General features: G+C 40.7%; 15 protein-coding genes. 5 read left to right on the top strand and 10 right to left on the bottom strand.

Annotated elements, in window-relative coordinates; translation table 11 throughout:
• Positions 1–49 precede the first annotated feature (49 nt).
• Positions 50–817, top strand: a complete 768-nt coding sequence (locus L4C37_RS07020) for a peptidoglycan binding protein CsiV (protein ID WP_429768225.1) — start codon at positions 50–52, stop codon at positions 815–817.
• 78 nt (positions 818–895) lie between these two features.
• Positions 896–1432 carry a GNAT family N-acetyltransferase gene (locus L4C37_RS07015; RefSeq protein WP_429768224.1) on the top strand — a complete coding sequence of 179 codons (537 nt, stop codon included), beginning with the start codon at positions 896–898 and terminating at the stop codon, positions 1430–1432.
• A 103-nt stretch (positions 1433–1535) separates the two neighbouring features.
• Here L4C37_RS07015 and L4C37_RS07010 read toward each other — a convergent pair whose 3' ends face one another.
• The 3 genes from L4C37_RS07010 to L4C37_RS07000 all read right to left on the bottom strand — a co-directional run bounded on the left by L4C37_RS07010 (position 1536) and on the right by L4C37_RS07000 (position 4745).
• Positions 1536–2825, bottom strand: a complete 1290-nt coding sequence (locus L4C37_RS07010; protein ID WP_137372934.1) for an NAD(P)/FAD-dependent oxidoreductase — start codon at positions 2823–2825, stop codon at positions 1536–1538.
• A gap of 416 nt (positions 2826–3241) precedes the next feature.
• Entirely contained in the window at positions 3242–3781 is a 540-nt protein-coding gene (gene ycfP / locus L4C37_RS07005; RefSeq protein WP_137372933.1) for an alpha/beta hydrolase YcfP, read from the bottom strand.
• 109 nt (positions 3782–3890) lie between these two features.
• Complete coding sequence (locus tag L4C37_RS07000; RefSeq protein WP_429768223.1) at positions 3891–4745, bottom strand: phosphotransferase; 855 nt, start codon at positions 4743–4745, stop codon at positions 3891–3893.
• A gap of 371 nt (positions 4746–5116) precedes the next feature.
• Between L4C37_RS07000 and L4C37_RS06995 the strand changes: the two genes are divergently transcribed.
• Positions 5117–6445 (top strand): anaerobic C4-dicarboxylate transporter, encoded by a 1329-nt coding sequence (locus L4C37_RS06995; protein WP_273293886.1) that lies wholly within the window; start codon positions 5117–5119, stop codon positions 6443–6445.
• Positions 6446–6632: 187 nt separating this feature from the next.
• Here the strand turns inward: L4C37_RS06995 and lpoB are convergent, their stop codons facing one another.
• The 4 genes from lpoB to L4C37_RS06975 form a co-directional block, all read right to left on the bottom strand.
• Positions 6633–7223, bottom strand: coding sequence for a penicillin-binding protein activator LpoB (gene lpoB / locus L4C37_RS06990; RefSeq protein ID WP_137372930.1), 591 nt, complete (start codon positions 7221–7223; stop codon positions 6633–6635).
• A gap of 106 nt (positions 7224–7329) precedes the next feature.
• Positions 7330–7713, bottom strand: a complete 384-nt coding sequence (locus L4C37_RS06985; RefSeq protein WP_137372929.1) for a YcfL family putative periplasmic lipoprotein — start codon at positions 7711–7713, stop codon at positions 7330–7332.
• The gene (locus L4C37_RS06980) at positions 7710–9038 is read right to left on the bottom strand and encodes a COG3014 family protein (protein ID WP_429768267.1); all 1329 of its coding nucleotides are present in this window, start codon (positions 9036–9038) and stop codon (positions 7710–7712) included. Before L4C37_RS06980 ends, L4C37_RS06985 begins: the two co-directional genes overlap by 4 nt.
• A gap of 260 nt (positions 9039–9298) precedes the next feature.
• The gene (locus tag L4C37_RS06975; protein ID WP_137372928.1) at positions 9299–9649 is read right to left on the bottom strand and encodes an HIT domain-containing protein; all 351 of its coding nucleotides are present in this window, start codon (positions 9647–9649) and stop codon (positions 9299–9301) included.
• Between the two features lie 231 nt (positions 9650–9880).
• Here L4C37_RS06975 and L4C37_RS06970 point away from each other — a divergent pair, with 231 nt between their 5' ends.
• Positions 9881–11872, top strand: coding sequence for a methyl-accepting chemotaxis protein (locus L4C37_RS06970; RefSeq protein ID WP_273293883.1), 1992 nt, complete (start codon positions 9881–9883; stop codon positions 11870–11872).
• A gap of 195 nt (positions 11873–12067) precedes the next feature.
• Positions 12068–13228: a DUF1887 family protein gene (locus L4C37_RS06965; RefSeq protein WP_137372926.1), complete on the top strand. Its 1161-nt coding sequence runs from the start codon at positions 12068–12070 to the stop codon at positions 13226–13228.
• A 420-nt stretch (positions 13229–13648) separates the two neighbouring features.
• Here the strand turns inward: L4C37_RS06965 and udp are convergent, their stop codons facing one another.
• The 3 genes from udp to L4C37_RS06950 all read right to left on the bottom strand — a co-directional run bounded on the left by udp (position 13649) and on the right by L4C37_RS06950 (position 18720).
• Positions 13649–14407, bottom strand: a complete 759-nt coding sequence (udp, locus tag L4C37_RS06960; protein WP_004736272.1) for a uridine phosphorylase — start codon at positions 14405–14407, stop codon at positions 13649–13651.
• 394 nt (positions 14408–14801) lie between these two features.
• Positions 14802–17138: a zinc/cadmium/mercury/lead-transporting ATPase gene (locus L4C37_RS06955; protein ID WP_429768222.1), complete on the bottom strand. Its 2337-nt coding sequence runs from the start codon at positions 17136–17138 to the stop codon at positions 14802–14804.
• Between the two features lie 124 nt (positions 17139–17262).
• Positions 17263–18720, bottom strand: a complete 1458-nt coding sequence (locus L4C37_RS06950; RefSeq protein WP_429768221.1) for an MATE family efflux transporter — start codon at positions 18718–18720, stop codon at positions 17263–17265.
• Positions 18721–18766: the final 46 nt, after the last annotated feature.

The following is an 18766-nucleotide window of genomic DNA, read 5'->3' as shown; positions in this document are numbered from 1 at the left end:
TATAACAATATGAATCCAACAAAATGTGCAGTTGGAAGATGGAGTAAAAATGAAAAGACTGATCCCGCTACTACTCTTATTCGTTTCTTTGCCAAGTTTGGCACAAAGACAATTTGATATAGAAGTGATCATTTTCAAACGTGCAGTTGATGCCGAAAAGATTAATGAATCATGGCCAAATAAGCTTCCTGAGATATCAATGGCACGAGTTGGGTCATTTCAAGATGCCCAATACAGAGCTAAAAAAAATGTTCAGATGCTGCCCCACTCTGAATATCACTTAAAAAACCAGAAAGAATCATTACGTAAGCATGCTGGTTTTAATGTTCTTTTACATACAGCATGGCGACAAGGTGATGAAGGTAAAGGGTCTGCTCCTATCTTCAGAATACAAGCCGGAAGAGATTATTCAGCACAATTTAATGCTGATGGTTCTGAAAAATCTGCGTTGTCTGGTAACAGTAATGATTCATCTTTTAAAGAAGAGACTATTGATAAGCCCCTATATGAATTAGACGGTAAACTTCAAATTTATGTACAGCATTACCTATACGCGGAAACAACTTTAGATTTAAAATCACCGAGTGTAAGAGAGATTACTCTTCAGGATCAAACCATTGAATTAGATGCGCCTTTAAGCGGTGCTGACAGTACAGTTCAGGTCGGGAATTTAAAAGAAATATCCCCTACAGTTGAAGTAGAAGAGTTTTTGAAAAGCTATCGTATGGATCAAAAACGTCGTATGCGCAGCACAGAAACTCATTATTTAGATAACCCTCTTCTTGGTATGATCATCCAAGTAAGACGAGTGGAGTAGCACTCACTCATTAGATAAATCGCAGTTTCAATTACAACTATACGCCCTCTTCCGAGGGCGTATTATTAGGTAAAGAGCATGAGCCCAGACTATCGAATATCTTCAAACCGCGTAACCTTAAAAATTATAGAAGCATCCGATGCTCGTGAGTTTTCTGAACTTGTTCGCCAATCCAGTAGCTTATTTAAATGGATTGATTGGTGTACTCCTGACTATAGCGAAACAGAAGCTGAAAAATTCATTCTAGCAACACGATTAAACTGGGTTAAAGCCGACGCTTTTGGCTTTGGTGTTTTCGATAATATCAGTGGCAATATACTAGGAATGGTAGCAATTAATGAGCTTTACCATACCTTCAACATGGCTAGTCTAGGTTATTGGATTGGAGACAAATACCAAAACAAAGGCATAGCAACAGAGGCTCTTCAAGCTCTTATCAATTTTTGCTTCGAACAATTAAAGCTCACTCGTATCGAGATTGTTTGTGACCCTGATAACTTACCTAGCCAAAGATTAATTGAACGCTGCGGCGCAGAAAAAGAAGCCATAGCCAGAAATAGATTTGTGTTTAATGGTAAGCCTAAAGATGGGGTTGTGTTTTCCATCATCCCCTAGAACTCAATTGAAAATTTCCACATAAAAAAAGAGCTCCTAAGAGCTCTTTTTTATTACCTGCAACGATTTGCTAGAGATATAACAAATCGTTCATCAAAGTTTATTAGTGAAGCTTCAAGTTTGGTCGTAACACACGGTTAATACGCCCAACTAGCATCATTAATGATGTTTTAATAATACCGTGTAGAGCCATTTGGTGCATTCTGTAAAGCGAGATGTATACGATTCGAGCAATACGCCCTTCTACCATCATCGACCCTTTAGTTAAGTTACCCATCAAGCTACCAACAGTAGAAAAACGGCTCAAAGATACTAATGAACCTTTATCTTTATATTCATAAGCTTTTGGCTCTCGCCCGTTTAACTTCGCAATGATATTACTGAATGCACAGCTTGCCATTTGGTGCGCGGCTTGCGCTCGTGGCGGAACAAATGACCCATCAGCTTGTGTACACTGTGCCAAATCACCAATAACAAAAATGTCGTCATCGCGAGTCGTTTGCAATGTATCTTTAACAACTAACTGATTAATACGGTTAGTTTCAAGACCTGCAATATCTTTAATGAAATCAGGAGCTTTAATACCAGCAGCCCAAACCATGATTTGTGCCGGGATTTTCTCGCCATCTTTGGTCGTTAGACCGTCTTTCTCAGCTTGTGTAACCATTGTCGTCGTGCGGACATTTACACCAAGCTTAGTTAATTCAGAATGGGCAGCACTCGAAATTCGAGGAGGAAGAGCTGGAAGAATACGCTCGCCCGCTTCGACTAGGCTAACGTTCAGTTTGCTAGAGTCTAAGTCACCAAAGCCGTAAGTACGTAATTCTTTCACTGCATTGTGAAGCTCAGCTGAAAGCTCAACACCTGTAGCTCCAGCACCAACAATGGCAATATCAACGGTTCCTTGACCGTTTTTCGCATGAAGCTTCAAGAACTCATTATTCATTTCAGTTCGGAAACGGTGTGCTTGTTCTGGGCTGTCTAAGAAAATGCAGTTATCGCGAACGCCTGGAGTATTAAAGTCATTCGAAGTCGAGCCAATCGCCATAACCAAAATATCGTATTCCAGTTCACGTACTGGCATTAAAAGCTCGCCGTTGTCATCTTTTAGCTCGCTCAATACAATGACTTTACGTTCACGATCGATATCGCTCAAGCTACCCATTTGGAAATCAAACTGATGGTTTTTTGCGTGTGCACGATAGCTTAAAGCATCAACACCTTCATCGAGAGAGCCCGTTGCAACTTCATGCAATAAAGGCTTCCATAGATGGCTAGCTTTACGATCGACAAGAGTGATTTTTGCGCGGTTCTTACGCCCTAAGGTTCGACCTAGTTTTGTTGCTAGTTCTAAACCACCAGCACCACCGCCAACTACGATAATATTTGTCATAATGACAATCCTCTACAAAAATGAATAAATTAGTGTTCGGCTCGATGAATCCAACCGATAAATTCTTTCGCTGTTACTCAATGCAGTCAGTGCACATTCATTGAGTATTTAGAGGGGCTAGACCAAGGAGGCTGGCTCCAAGGTTCTGTTCACATAGATTTAAAGGTGCGCAACATGAGGGTTACTGCACATATTTTGGGTAAGTTTTACACTTACTCTCAATTTTATTTGATAAATATCAACATATTTAGATATTAAACATTATATAGAGCAAAACAATGTCCGCAACTAAAATCCTTACCTTCAATGAGGTTTCGATTAAATTTAACTCAATATCAGTACGTGATGTCAACTTTGCTTTACGCATAAAAAAAGCAGCACCAACATGGCACTGCTTTTCATCATAAATTTATGATTTACATATCTTTGAATGCTTTCATCGCTTGTAGATGCTGAGAGATCTTCTTAAATTTATGGGGTTCTTTCTCATCCCAAATCAAATCGTAATAATCTTCTAACTCTTCTGCGGATTTGCTGTTGTCGTGTATTTCATCATTACGAGATAAAATGACCAAACAACGGCCTTTATTTTTCATTCGATACTGTTCAACACACTTAGTAGCAATATCTTCGTATTCTTCAGGTCGGTCAATTCTACCCACCATATTATTTTCTGGATGCAAGTTAGGGTTAAAGATAACTTGTTTAATTCCACACAAGAAACCAATACGTTCCGACCAAAATGCACCCAAACCAACACCGCAAATAATAGGGTGTGGGTCATCAGACTGCTCTATGACTTTATGTACTTCTTTAAGCAGATGCTGCATGTCGTGTTTTGGATGTAAAGTACTGTAGTTAATAAAACGAATGTCATCATCAATGAATTGCAACTGCAGTATTTTTTCATGGTTACCAGGGCTTGTAGAGTCAAACCCGTGTAGATAAATAATCATTGTACCTCCCCCGTTGAATGCTGGTACTCGTATTGTAAATCTAACACGAAAATTATGGTTTTAAAGGGATGGGCTGTGAAATTACACATTTCACACAATAAACGTGATCCTAGCTACAGAAAGTGTGACTAAGCGCTTCAGCCTCTTCAAGGAATGATGCGTCCCCCCATAGTTGATGAGCCAGTAAGTACCAGAGCATCGCCATCATCTGGCTTCGAGGTAACCAGGCTTGTACACCTTCGACCCAAGTATCAACATCTTCGATTCCGCGTAATTGACAGTAGCGATACACCGATTGCAACAAAGGTTGCTGTGCAACAGCAATACTTAATGTTAAATCCAGTCGTGGATCAGCTAATGCTGCGTATTCCCAATCTATTATTTGAATCCCTTGCTGATTTTTCACTAAGTTATAACCACCTAGATCAAAATGGCAAAGTGCATTATCTACACCTTTCACATTCGGTGAAGAACGCCATTCTTGATAAATACTTTTAAACGGTTCAATCCTATGCTTTTCATTTAGTTGAAACCAGTAATGATCGACTCGTGCCGTAAAACAAAAAGGGGTTAAAGGAATTCTTGCCGTATTGACTTGATGTACCGAAATAGCGGTTCTTAATAAGCTATCCAGTGCTAAGCCATCCGATAAGGTTTCACCGTCTAGCCATTCGACAAGTAGCCCTTTATCATTCAGAAGTATCGGTTTAGGGGCTATGTTTAATAACTCTATGGCGGACAGAACTTGGTTTTCTTGATGACGAGTTATAGAAAAAGCTTTAGTAATTGCCGTTGTTGGTCGCCAAACATAAGCAACGCCTTCAGCGTCAACTATTTTCCAGCAGCGGTTAGTAAGCCCCCCAGTTAAGGTTTGAACCGACTGAGGCGGAAAAGCAAAGAAATCGTCCAGCGAATTCAAGCTATCATCTAACTGTTTCGCTTCAGACCAAGCAAAAATCGCCATACTTAATTCCTTCTAAAATTTTTAATGTCATCAACAATAATGACGGCACTATCAACTTCAAATCCCGTCTAACACAACCGTTCTAATTCTCATGCCTAATACATTTATACAATTGGACACCAATTTTAGGGTTTTCGTTCCACCGATTATAAATTCCATAATCATTAAAACTTTATTTATCTGATAGATAGAGCACATATTTCTATTGAAAAACGAAAAGTAACGCCAATTTTAATACAGATCAACCAACCTTCTATTGATAAAAACAACAACAATTCAAATGAGAATACGTTCAACAAATGTAATCCATTTAACAGGTATTACTAGGCTAATGTCCCTCTTTATATTGCTCTTCTTTTTATAGGTGCCTTATGCTCTATTTTGAATTTATCTTTTTGTTGTTAGTTCTGTATATCGGTTCTAGATTTGGTGGTATCGGACTTGGTGTCGTATCTGGCATAGGCTTAGTGATTGAAGTATTTATCTTCAAAATGCCACCAACATCTCCACCTGTTACAGTCATGCTCATCATTTTAGCCGTAGTGACTTGTGCCTCAATTCTTGAAGCGGCTGGCGGGCTCAAGTACATGCTTCAGGTTGCTGAGCGTATTTTAAGAAAGAACCCCAAACGCGTTACTCTTATCGCACCTTTTGTCACCTATTCAATGACCTTCTTATTGGGTACAGGCCACGCGGTTTATTCTATTATGCCAATCATTGGTGATGTGGCTTTGAAAAACGGTATTCGCCCTGAACGACCAATGGCTGCAGCCTCAGTTGCTTCTCAAATTGCTATTACTGCCTCCCCTTTATCGGCAGCGGTTGTCTACTATTTAGCTCAATTAGTCGATATTGATGCATCTATTACACTAATGTCTATTTTAATGGTCACGGTTCCTTCCACTTTGTTCGGTACTTTGATGCTCTCTCTGTACAGCTTACGCAGAGGTAAAGAATTAGACGATGATGAGGAATACCAAGCTCGATTAAAAGATCCAATCTGGCGTGAAAAAATCCTCAATACGACATCAACTTCTCTAGATGAAGAGTTACCCGCTAAAGCTCGCAATGCTGTTTTGATATTCTTAGGAGCAATAGTCGCGATTGTCGTTATTGCAATGTTCCCAGAGATTCGAACAATAGTCGATGGTGAAAAACCAATTAAAATGTCTGTTGTGATTCAAATGATGATGTTGGCATTTGGTGGCGTTATTTTACTTTCGACCAAAACAGACCCACGAGATGTGCCAAACGGAGTTGTGTTTAAATCCGGTATGGTTGCTGCTATTGCTATTTTTGGTATCGCTTGGATGTCAGATACCTATTTCCAATACGCTATGCCTCAATTCAAAGCGGGAATTGTTGATATGGTGACGTTGCATCCATGGACATTTGCCCTTTCACTTTTCATTGTCTCAGTTGTAGTTAATTCACAAGCTGCAACTGCACGAATGATGCTTCCTGTAGGTTTAGCATTGGGGTTAGAACCAGCATTAGTGATTGGCTTAATGCCCGCGGTGTATGGATACTTCTTTATTCCAAATTACCCATCTGATATTGCAACTGTGAACTTTGATAGTTCAGGTACAACTAAAATCGGTAAGTGGTATTTCAACCATTCCTTCATGTCCGTCGGTTTAATTGGGGTAATATCGGCTTGTATCTTAGGTTATATTTTAGGACAAATCGTTATCGGATAATCGATAAAACCCAACTAAACAGTAAAACTAACCAACCTAAATTAACTAAAACAAAAAGCCCGCAGAAACTTATCTGCGGGCTTTACTGTTTACCTTAGGCTAGAACATTCAAACTATATGATGCGAAACATACTTATAGAAGAACCTTCTCAGCTTAGATCTAATAACTTAGTCACTTAATCAGTGGTTATAAGCCAAGTAAACTTTTTGATTTTTGCTTACGAATTTCTGTTTCGTCTGCCCATTCAATCAAGCCACTTTCAAGATCCATTAGGCGCATTGTCATTTTGTAGTACACGTCTTGGTCACTACCATCGTTCTTCACAATGCTAGACAGGTTGCCATACAGCATGTATTGAGCACCTACCATTTTACCGAATTGAATCGCTGAACTTTGATTAACCAGTTCATCGTTGTTTTGAAAATTAAGTTGATCACGAACAGATTCAACTCTGTCCATATCTACGAAACGGAATTTGCCAGAATTAAGCATTTTAGTACTGATCGTATCTGTAATTGATTCTGTATCAATGTGTTCGCTTGTTTTATTCTTAATGCGCTCAACAAATACAATTGGACGTTGCTCACGAGTAATATACGCAACAGAGCCAGAAGTCATCATACTATCAACCATTTGACCGGCGATAGTTTGTAGATCCGTAGAACCAAAATCAATAGTTGTGGTTTCTACAGCTTGTGCGTCGCCATAGCTTACTTTATTAGAACAACCACCTAAGATCACCGCTAAACCTAATAGCGCAATTACACTCTTCTTCATCTTAATACCTCAATCTACAAACGGGCAAACCATGCTGGGTTTGCACTTTAATCTATTGTCATCCACTCAAGCTGAGCCAAAGCAGATGCATTTAAAAACATACTATTTATTGCTCGCGGAACTGAACTCGAAACTGTGTACCTTTCGGATTCAACGACACTTCAGAAATCGAAATACTTTCAAATCCCTGTACAATAGCTTGTCTCCATGGACCTTCTTTAGCATTGACTTCTAAGCCAGCATCGTCATACCAATAGAATCGATAAATGATGTTTTGTTCACCTTTAAACTGACTAGTTAAACGTACAATACCCCGAGTATGACCATCGACTTGATCAGTACGTACATCTTCAACAAGTAAGCGACTGCCTAAAACTTTGTCCCCAAAAATCACGTTTTGAGTTAGGCTGTCAACTCTTACACCTGCCGTATTGTTCGCACAGCCAGCCAGCGTGATAACCGCTACTAAACACATCAACCATTTTTTCATCTCAGCCTCCCTAGCTGTTTATGCCACATTGTTGCATTGCTTCCTTGTCGAGAAACCCAAATTAATGTGGTTTGATCTTTTACAACATTAAATTCATATTGCTGGCTGCCGACTTCAAGTCTATGCATCCCACTCTGAATTGCGTAGCTACTGCTGCGAACTTCTGCTGGGAGTGACTGCCAACTGCGAGTATCTGGTTGTTCTGTTAATGTATTCCACACATTAAAGAGCAAGTTACCAACATCATCACCTTTCGCTGTTTCTTTACGTATTCTATCTTTTGCTACCACACGTAACGCTTGGCGAATAACAATACTCGGTAACCTTTCTGAAAGATCGTTTTGAGCCATCGCATTCACATCCGTGAGTAAACTATTCGGCAGAACTCTCCCATCAAGTTTTATCTGCGAAAATTTCTCTACGTTTTGACTTGGATAATAAGGAAGAGCTAGCGAATAAATCGCGCCTTGATCTCGGCTATCATAAACTGGCAAGTCTAAACGCCAGCTATCCATTGCTTGAACAACGCTTTGCTCTTGTAAAACAATGACTCGCCCATGACCTATTGGTAAAGGTTTCGATTTACCATAGCGCTTATTTAGGATATTTAAATCTTCTTTCATCCCTAAGCGTGTCGCAACCGCTAGCGTTCTTTCTACAATCTGCTGATTATCAGGCATCACGGCTAGCGCACGACGATAATCAACATAAGCACTGTTTAAGTCATTTGATGCTTCATATAACAAGCCTGATAAAAACATTAAGTAAGCATTTTGAACAGATCGAAGCTTATCACCCGCATCTGGGTAGTTTGACAAGATACTGCCAACATTTGCTGAAACGCCTTTGGATTGAGCCTCATTCGCTGCTGCATTCAACTCATCTTCACGCTGCTTCTTCGCACGTTCTTGAACTTGATTTGCACGGCGCATTTCTATGACAGCGCCTTCAAGGTCATTTTGCTTTAGGTAGTTTAAACCTAGGTATAGATGAAGAAATCCGAGCTCATAATCAGCAGGGGAATACTCGGTAAGGTTGTCGTTGACGGCTAATGCCCCAACGCTTGCGGCACTATCTCCAACAGAAATTACAGCTTTATCTTGCTGAGTCGTTACCGCTTTATCCGCAAGCTCGAATGATGTTTTACTTTCAGGATAAAGTTGATCAAGAAAGTTAACTCGACCTTTCTCAAAATTATCAAGAATATCACCCGCTCTATATTCTGGTAATTCTTGCTGGGCTTGTGAATACTCCCCCAACTTCACAGCTTGATATACTTCGTTATTTTGTGCGCTGTAATGACTAAATAAATTGCCTGCCGACAGACTCGAACACCCTGTTATAAGTGCGGATAGCAAAGAAATAGAAGCTAATTTAACGTGTCGCTTCAAAGTCATTCTCCATACTCTATCTCCAGTCATACTGAACATTAAAAAATGCCAACTTTTACATCTCGTAACTTGCAGCTATGTAGAACTCTGACAGCTATCTAGACAAAAAGTTGACATCAGTTTCAAAAATATTGAATGCTATAAATAAGCTTAGTTCATTGTTCAGTATGGCTCAGCTCATTACAAAAGGGGATTTAGCTCATTAAAAGAGGACCTAGTGGTCGACCTCCAACCAGGTGCATATGGATATGATAAACCTCTTGCCCGCCGTGAGAATTACAATTCACGATTAAGCGGTAGCCGTTTTCATCAATGCCTTCTTCTTTAGCTAGTTTTTTAGCAACCGTAAACATACGCCCCATCATTGCTTCATCTTCAACTTCTACATCATTAGTCGTTGGAATTAGCTTATTCGGGATAATCAAAATATGGCTTGGAGCGCGTGGGTTAATGTCACGAAATGCCGTCACCAGATCATCTTGGTACAATAAATCAGCAGGAATCTCTTTATTGATAATTTTTGTAAAGATTGTTTCTTCAGCCATTTTGTTCTCCACTTAATATTCTCATCTAAATTTATGCTTTGAGTATGCGTGATGGCAGCTTAAAGCTCAATAAAAAACACTGTTCATTTACAATGTACGCCATTCTGCTTAGTCTGCTTATCTATTTTTGAAGACTCCGTCATAAAATGTGCAGCCCAAGCTGAATACAATGCTGATAATTTTGTAAGTTTCCATATACCTACCAATTAGGTCCATTTTAGGGAGAATGCCATGAAAGGCTCAGTGATTAAGCGTATGTACGCAGGTTTCGCACTGATCATCATTATGTTTGCAATCACGATTACCATCATGATGAGCAGCATGAATCAAATTCACACCAACTTTGAAAGTGTGTCAACCACCTCTTTACCTCTAGTTTCGCTTTCAAACCAAACAAGTGTTCAATTACTTTCAGCTGACAAGTCATTTAAAGATTTCTTAACTACACAAAACGCTGAGCGCATGGCAACCATGCGCAGCGAATTTATTGCATCTAAAGGCGAGTTTTCTCAAATACTTGGGCAGTTGGAATCAGCAAGTATGAGTAATAACGATCTCGCAGAACGTATCACTCAGCTGAAAGAGATGGAAAAGCGCTACTTTTCTGAAGCTGCCGAAGCAATGGATAACTACGAAGCAATGTTTGCCGCTCAGGCTCAAGTTCAAAAAGCTGCACGTGATTTCCAAAGGCTTCATTCTGAGCTAACGGTTGGTATGAAAGAGTACGTAGCAGACCAATCAAGCATCACTGTAAAAGTAATGGCGAAAAGTTATTTCATCAAACTACAAGATGCAGAAGTCACTACTTCAGATGCTCTAGCAAGTTCAGATACTGATTTTGTAAGTAAAGCGGTAAAACAAAATAGAAAGGCAGTGGCGCATCTTAATTACGCATACCGAGGGCTTGCGACACAAGTGCCTGCAATTAAAACCGTTTTCGATAAGCCTGTTGAACAATTCACCTTGGATGTTGGTAAAAAAGGTGGTGTGCTCGATAAACACAACAATTATCTTCAAGCTAAAAAAGCGCTATATATCAATATCGGCAACTTAGCGACTGAAGTTGATAATGCAATGACAGTGTTAAATTCATTTAATACTGTGGCAAGTGAGCAGCTGGGTAATTCTCTAGCTGAAGCAAGCGATGTATATGACCAAGGTTTAATTAAAGCGATCACTATTGGTGTCATTGTTACTGTTTTTGCGGCAGCGATTGGTTACCACATTGCTCATAGCGTTCGAGAGCCACTAACACGCATTCTAAGCGCTCTAGAAGGTCTAACTGAGGGTGATATGACTCAACGTATTGATATTCGCTATAACAACGAATTTAGCCGCGTAAGCGGTCACATTAATACCTTGGCAGATAACCTACGCAATATCCTCGTAAAACTAAATGATGCTTCTGATGATCTGACAGAAACGGCAAGCAACAACCAAAGAACATCTTCACAAGCTCAAACTCAATTGAGCAGTCAACGTGAGCAAACTGCAAATGTAGCAACCGCAATGACCGAGATGTCGCATTCTGTACAAGAAGTAGCACAAAGTGCTCAGAGCTCACTATCAATGGTTCAGCAAGTGGAATCTGCTTCAGATTCTGGTCGCCAAATCATGAGCAACAATATAAGTACGATTAACCAATTAGAAACCCGTTTAAATGAATCGGTTAGTGCCGTGGATGAACTTCAAAAAATGAGTAGCCAAATAGGCTCTATTCTTGATGTTATTCGTGGCATTGCCGAGCAAACTAACCTGCTTGCATTGAATGCCGCGATTGAAGCCGCTCGTGCAGGTGAACAAGGACGCGGATTCGCAGTGGTTGCAGATGAAGTTCGTGTACTGGCACAGAAAACGACTCAATCTACGTCTGAAATTGAAACTATGATCAGTAATTTGCAGTCTAGCTCTAAAACAGCAAGTGCCGTAATTACTAGCTGTGTGAGTGATATGGACATGTCAGTTCAACAAGCTTCAAGTGCGAACAGTGCAATGGAAGAGATTCAAGCATTAATCTTAGAGATTAGTCATATGAGTACTCACATTTCACAAGCTGCAGCTGAGCAAAGTGAAACATCAGGTGATATCGCCCGTAATATCGAAGATATCAATTTAATTGCTGATGCGAGCTACCAAGCAATGTCAACCATCGCTGAAGCAAGCCAAAACCTGACTAAGCTGGCAAATCAACAGGGTGATTTAGTCCATCAATTTAAACTTTAATAAACAATTAATTGGCAGTAAACACTGCGCCTCTGCTTAAATAATGGCTGTTAAAGTTAATAACTAATTGAACAAGGGTAACTTTTATCAGAAGTTACCCTTGTTTTTTGGGGCTAGTGTCATTATATGATTAGTATGGCTTGCTGTTATTCCAGTTTTCTTTTCTTTTGAGTGAGCCAACACTAAGGAACATTTATGGCTGTACATGTTGGCATTATCGATCAAGACCCTATCCGCTTGATTACTCCACTCTTAGATAACCGAACAATCAGTACCCACATTGTTTTTATCGGGGATAAAACACAAGAACACATGTACCTGAGATTACACTCAGTACTCACAAAACGTGATATCACGAGCGAATTTTTCGAACTTCCAACTGCAATTAACACTTCAGCAATTAAAGAGTCTGTACAAGTACTCGCCGAAGATTTAAAAGCCAGAGGGGAGGAAGTAAAACTCAATGCAAGTTGTGGTTTACGTCACCGCTTGCTCTCTGTCTATGAAGTTTTCCGTACCTACCACTGGCCAATTTTCGTCGTTGAACCAAACAGCGATAAGTTATGCTGGCTATACCCGAATGGAAAGGAGGATGCGCAAGTTCAAGACCGCATCACAATCGATGATTACTTAACCATTTTTGGTGCTCGTGGTGAATTCAGCGATATCGAATTACCTCCACAACTGGACCAAAAGCTTTATGAACTCGGTGAACGTTGGGCTGGTAATGCACTGGAACTAGGTCCCGGTTTAGCAACGCTGAATTACCTAGCAACGACTTGTCGTAAAGAACAAAGATTAGATGTCGGGCTTTCAGAGAAGCAACAAGGCTACCGAGAACTAAATATGCTGCTCAGTGATCTTGTTGAAGCTGAAATTGCTACTTACGATAACGGGATTTTGACCTTCGCAAATGAAGATGCGCGCCGATTCTCTAATGGTGAATGGCTTGAAACCTTGGTGCACAGCACAGTTAAACAGATTCAAGATGATCTGCCTACCATTCAAGATCGTTCATTGAATGTACAAGTTTACCGTCAGCTAGGCGAACGAGAAGTTCGAAATGAGCTTGATGTTGCTTCTGTTGTGAATAACAAACTGCACATTATCGAATGTAAGACGAAAGGCATGCGTGATGACGGGGATGACACGCTCTATAAGCTTGAATCCCTTCGCGATTTGCTTGGTGGCTTGCAAGCGCGAGCAATGCTAGTGAGTTTTAGACCTTTGCGTCACAATGACATCACTCGTGCGGAAGACTTAGGCTTAGCCTTAATTGGACCTGATGAGTTGAAAGACCTTAAAACCCATTTAGCCGCTTGGTTTACAGCAGCCGGTGGGCACGAAGAATTGTAATTTTATTGGCTAGTCACTCTTAAGAACAAATCTTAAGAATCGAATAGCTTTACGAAACTAAAAATATTTAAAAACAAAAAGCTAGGGTATAACCTAGCTTTTTTATGACTACGGTTTAGTGACAATCTTACCCTTATCAAGCTTTGTATCTTATGTTTTTTCCATTCATAGCTTCATAGCTTCATAGCTTCATAGCTTCATAGCTTCATAGCTTCATAGCTTCATAGCTTCATAGCTTCATAGCTTCATAGCTTCATAGCTTCAAAATACATGACCACTTTTCTCTAGTCATACAACAATTTTTGCGCATAAAAAAACGCCCACATTTTCATGTGAGCGCTTCGAATCTATCAGCTTTGTGTTTTCTCAATATTCTACGTTAAACAATAAAAAGTTGTTGTCGTAGTATTGATAATACTCTTAAAGCATTTTACGAGCAGCTTCTACAACCACTTTGATTGAACGAGCTTCTGTTACTTTTAGAGTTTCGTGATCAGGCGTTTCTTTCTGAGTACGGTTGATAATAACACCCGCAACACAACCCGCTTTAAGACCAGAACTTGCACACATAGTCAGCAGTGTTGCAGATTCCATTTCAAAGTTTAGAACACCCATGTCTTGCCATTCTTGCATAGAACCTTGGAAACGCTTAACAACGCGACCAGAGAACGTGTCGTAACGCTCTTGACCTGGGTAGAAAGTATCACTTGATGCTGTAACACCCATATGAACCGTCGCGCCAGACTCGTCAACAGCAGCTTTCATTGCTGTTGCAACTTCAAAGTCAGCAACTGCTGGGAACTCCATCGGAGCAAAGTGTAAGCTTGCACCATCAAGGCGAACAGAGCCAGTAGAAACAATCATGTCACCCACATTTACATGCGGTTGAATAGCACCAGTAGTACCAACGCGAAGGAAAGTACGAACACCTAGCTGTGCTAACTCTTCCACCGCGATAGATGTTGATGGACCGCCGATACCAGTTGAACATACAACAACAGGTTTGCCATCTAGTTCAGCTCGGTAAAGCGTGTATTCACGGTGGCTAGCAAGGAAAACTGGGTTTTCCATTTCTTCTGCAATTTTTTGAACACGAGCAGGATCACCAGGGATGATAGCAAGAGTAGCACCGTTAAGATCAGCTTCAGTAACACCTAAGTGGAAAACAGCTTGAGACATAGTTTGCTCCTTGTGGCTTATAGACGTTGTTCGTCCTTATTTAAGCGCATAATAAATTCATGGGGTACAGGTGTACTTTAACGAAGGCAAACATCAAATGAAGTGACGAGAGTCACATTGAACGTTGTAATGTATCATGACATTTCAAGAAAAATCGGTTGGCATCACAAAAATCAGCAATTTAGACATTGTGGTTGCATATTAATGAGACAAAAAACGCCTCTAGCGGTAATCCGCGAAAGGCGTTTATAAGATGCAGTTCACATTATCTTGGTAACGTACATTCTAGTCACTGCGCAATGTAAACTAAATTACCGAGTAAATAGCGAAATAACTCCGAGATATAGCACTCATTACTCTTTTAAGACTTGGTTAAAATATACGGATATAGGCACTACTCTGATTTTGGTTTAAAACGAAGTAAACGAAGTGCATTCAATGTTACAAGTGCTGTTGCCCCGCTATCTGCTAAAACTGCGACCCAAAGACCTGTAATCCCGAATAGACTCGTCACTAAGAACACGCCTTTCAAACCAAGTGCGAGTGCAACATTTTGACGAATGTTATTCATCGTTGCTCGTGATAACTCTATCATCACTGGTAATTCAGTCAGCCTATTATGCGTCAATGCTGAGTCGGCGGTTTCAAGCGCTACATCAGTACCGCCCCCCATTGCAATTCCCACATTCGCTGTTTTCATTGCTGGAGCATCATTGATACCGTCACCCACCATGGCAACATGTGACTGTTCAGATAAGGCTTCTACATAATTGACCTTATCACTAGGAAGTAAGCTCGCTTTAAATTGGATTCCAATCTTCTTACTGATTGCAGCAGCACTTCGAGGGTTATCCCCTGTCAGCATTATTGAATCAATACCTAAAGCTGTTAATTTATCTATCGCCTCTTTAGCGTCTTTTCTTAAAGTATCTTGCCATGCGATTAAACCAATAGTGTTGGTTGAACTAGCTTCACCTTCCAAGGCAACTACAACGGTTTTACCTTCACCCTCTAGTTGACCAACGAGATGAGTAACTTCATCAGGAAGGTCTGATTCAACTTTAGATGGCGCGATAACACTGTATTTAACACCGCCAACATACCCCTCAACTCCACTGCCGATTAATGCTTTTTTATTTTCTGCTTCAGGAATAACAATGCCGTCGGCTTCCACTTTTTTAACTAAAGAATGAGCCAATGGGTGAGTCGAGCCCATCTCAATAGCTGCTACCACTTGCAGCATCGCCGCTTCTTCCCAATTGGAAAGCGCATGAACATCCGTTACTTGAGGTTTACCTTGAGTTAGCGTGCCAGTCTTATCAAATGCGATAGTTTCAATTTTTCCCAATTGCTCTAAAGCTGCACCGCCTTTAATCAGTGCACCACGCCTTGCAGCAGCAGCCAAACCTGAAGTAATGGCTGCTGGTGTTGAAATCACAAGTGCACAAGGACATGCAATCAGCAGTAATGCTAAGCCTCGGTATACCCAGGTTTCCCACGGTTGTGCGAAAAGCGTTGGAGGGATAGTTATCACAAGGACTGCAACAAACATCATTAATGGTGTATACCAACGACTAAATTTATCGAGAAAGCGTTCTAAAGGTGCTTTACGTGACTCTGCCTCTTCAATTAAATGAAGAATTCGATCAATCGCATTTTCACCTTGTTTCGAAGTGATGGTAAGGCGTACCACTTGATCTACAACAACTGCCCCAGCCATTACACTGTTGCCTTCCATATGCTCAACAGGGACTGATTCTCCTGTTAATGCGCTTTCATCAAAACTCGCGGAAGCCGTTACTAATGCTCCGTCTGCTGGTAAACGAGAGCCGGCGGCAACTTCAATGACATCGCCAGGCACTAAGTCACTTACGGCAGTTTCAATACGTTCACCATTAACTATCTTAATGGTATTTTCCGGAACCAAAGCCATTAACGCCTGCACACCGCTACGCGCTCTCGATGACGCAAAAGCTTCTAGTCGCTCACCAATTAAAAACAGCAGCAATACCATCGCCGCTTCTACTGTTTCTCCAAGATATAAAGCCCCTAATGCAGCAACGCTCATCAGCGTCTCAATCGCAAATGGAGTACCAGAGCGCGCTAATTGGACAGCTTTTTTTGCAACGGGATATAAACCAAGAAGGCACGTTAAGGTAAATAGACCTTCACTGATGATTGGTAACGGTCCTTTAATCACAGCGGCAATCAACATTGAAAATGCTATGGCTATGATTTGAATATTGGGTTGAATATACGTAGACAAAAAGGTCTCTGGCGCTTGGTTGGATGGACTAGCGCCGACAGCACTTAAAGTGAAGCCTGTCTTTATAGCGGTTTGCTCGATTATTTCTGAAAGGGCTTGATCATTAAACTGAACGACTAACTTTTCGGTCGCAAATAAGACTTTCGTATGTACCACACCGCTTATTTTATTGATTGCGGTTTCAATTTTTTTAGCACATGAAGGGCAGTCCATACCACTGACTTTCCAACTTTGAGTAAATGTAGCGACTGCGGCTTGACTAGAAACCAGACTGTCTTCTTCTCCACTATCTGAACTGCAACAAGAATCGCCTTTGGATGCACCACCGCCGCACCCTCCCTCGGAATTACCAGCAAGGTCGCTTTCAGCGCTTATACTGGTAATTTTAGAATTTGAGCAATTAGAATGTCCCACAGACTGAACATTCACTTTGGACGAGCGGCATGCTGTATGTTTTGTGCACATAATATTTATCCTTAATACATTAAATACTCTGACTGTCGATTATCAAAATTTGACAGCATTACAAGAATATAAAAAGTATAAACCTTGGAGGCGACTCCAAGGTCAATAGATAAATTAAGAAAAGTTACTTGGCTTCAGCGGTTTCATCTCTATTTGTTGAAACATCATCAATTAAAACCGCATCATGAGAGCAGAAAGGCTGCGTGTTTAAACTCACAATTGAAACATCCTCCTCTTCTACTTCTACCTTAGAACCAGCCGTTAGTTCAGCGATGTGGAATCGTAAAACAACAATAGCAATCAGACCAAATAATATATTCCCCACGGCTTGCCCATAGATAACACCAAGAGCCCCATACCACTCAGAACCGAAATACACAAAAGGCAAGGTGCCTAATGTCGCTTTGCTTAAATTCAAAGCCGTCGAATAAAGGGGCTTACCGAGGTTATTAAAAGAAGTGTTCGCAACAAATAATGCACCATTAAAAATGAATGTAAGAGCAATATAAGTACAAAAAGCCCCGACAATTATGGCTGCGTCCCCTTCTAAGCTAAAACCTAAAATAATGAAGTCTTGGACAAAGTACAGAATGGTACATACGATTATCGTATAGATAGTGGTAACCAATAATGAATTGTTTAATGTCTCTTTAACCCTATCAACCCTGCCCGCCCCAAAATTTTGTCCAATAATTGGGCCTACCGCTCCAGACAAAGCAAATATAACGGCAAAGCAAACTGGCGTTAAACGACCGATAACCGCAAAACCTGCGACGAAATCTTCCCCGTATTGAGCAATACCAGTAGTCACAATAGCATTACCAATTGGAGTGGCTGCATTGGTAATAATGGCAGGTAAAGCAATAGCCAAAATAACTCTTAGATTACTACGCCACGCTCGGTAAGTAGGTGAGGCAACCAAATCGTGATCACGGATCAAAGGATAAATAGAAAAGAATAAAACCGCGAATCGAGCAATCACAGAAGCAATAGCGGCCCCTTCAATATTCCAGCCAAAACCAAAAATGAATAAAGGATCGAGTATGGCGTTTACTATACCTCCAGATAAGGTTGCCCACATTGAACGTTTAGCGTCACCCGCAGCTCTTAAGCCAGCCCCCGCAGCCATAGCAAGGGCAAGAAAGGGACCACTCGGTAATAAGATCTGTAAATAAGCGGCAGCACGTTCCGCCGCTAAACCTTTAGCACCAATTGCGGAAAGTAATTCAGGAATATGGGCATACATAACCGCCGTTATAATTGCGCTAATAGCAAAAGCCGTCATCATTATACTGCTGCTCAAGTGCCGAGCATGTTCACGATCTTTAGCACCAATAGCCTTAGAAACTAAAGCTCCCATCGCAATTGAAGTGCCAATGGATACCGAAGTAGAGAAGAAAGTAAGAGTGCCTGCAAACCCGACGGCAGCCGCTAACTCGATTTGTCCCAACATACTGATAAATAGCATGTCTAACAAATCGACCACAAATAACGCCATTAAACCAACAGAGCCAGCACCCGACATTACTAAGATATGACGCATTGTCGAGCCTTCAACAAACTTGGCGGTTTGATTCGTCATTTATACCCCTTACTTACACTCATTTATAAAAACAAATAAAAAAGGC

The organism is Vibrio kagoshimensis, from assembly GCF_050337535.1.
Classification (GTDB): Bacteria; Pseudomonadota; Gammaproteobacteria; order Enterobacterales; family Vibrionaceae; genus Vibrio; species Vibrio gallaecicus.
Note: the sequence above shows the minus strand (reverse complement) of the source record. Positions and strands in the feature narration are given on the sequence as shown.

Excerpts from the sequence above, each read along its gene's own strand:
- L4C37_RS07020 (WP_429768225.1), top strand. The coding sequence starts at position 50 with ATGAAAAGACTGATCCCGCTACTACTCTTATTCGTTTCTTTGCCAAGT.
- L4C37_RS07015 (WP_429768224.1), top strand. The coding sequence starts at position 896 with ATGAGCCCAGACTATCGAATATCTTCAAACCGCGTAACCTTAAAAATT.
- L4C37_RS07010 (WP_137372934.1), bottom strand. The coding sequence starts at position 2,825 with ATGACAAATATTATCGTAGTTGGCGGTGGTGCTGGTGGTTTAGAACTA.
- ycfP (WP_137372933.1), bottom strand. The coding sequence starts at position 3,781 with ATGATTATTTATCTACACGGGTTTGACTCTACAAGCCCTGGTAACCAT.
- L4C37_RS07000 (WP_429768223.1), bottom strand. The coding sequence starts at position 4,745 with ATGGCGATTTTTGCTTGGTCTGAAGCGAAACAGTTAGATGATAGCTTG.
- L4C37_RS06995 (WP_273293886.1), top strand. The coding sequence starts at position 5,117 with ATGCTCTATTTTGAATTTATCTTTTTGTTGTTAGTTCTGTATATCGGT.
- lpoB (WP_137372930.1), bottom strand. The coding sequence starts at position 7,223 with ATGAAGAAGAGTGTAATTGCGCTATTAGGTTTAGCGGTGATCTTAGGT.
- L4C37_RS06985 (WP_137372929.1), bottom strand. The coding sequence starts at position 7,713 with ATGAAAAAATGGTTGATGTGTTTAGTAGCGGTTATCACGCTGGCTGGC.
- L4C37_RS06975 (WP_137372928.1), bottom strand. The coding sequence starts at position 9,649 with ATGGCTGAAGAAACAATCTTTACAAAAATTATCAATAAAGAGATTCCT.
- L4C37_RS06970 (WP_273293883.1), top strand. The coding sequence starts at position 9,881 with ATGAAAGGCTCAGTGATTAAGCGTATGTACGCAGGTTTCGCACTGATC.
- L4C37_RS06965 (WP_137372926.1), top strand. The coding sequence starts at position 12,068 with ATGGCTGTACATGTTGGCATTATCGATCAAGACCCTATCCGCTTGATT.
- udp (WP_004736272.1), bottom strand. The coding sequence starts at position 14,407 with ATGTCTCAAGCTGTTTTCCACTTAGGTGTTACTGAAGCTGATCTTAAC.
- L4C37_RS06955 (WP_429768222.1), bottom strand. The coding sequence starts at position 17,138 with ATGTGCACAAAACATACAGCATGCCGCTCGTCCAAAGTGAATGTTCAG.
- L4C37_RS06950 (WP_429768221.1), bottom strand. The coding sequence starts at position 18,720 with ATGACGAATCAAACCGCCAAGTTTGTTGAAGGCTCGACAATGCGTCAT.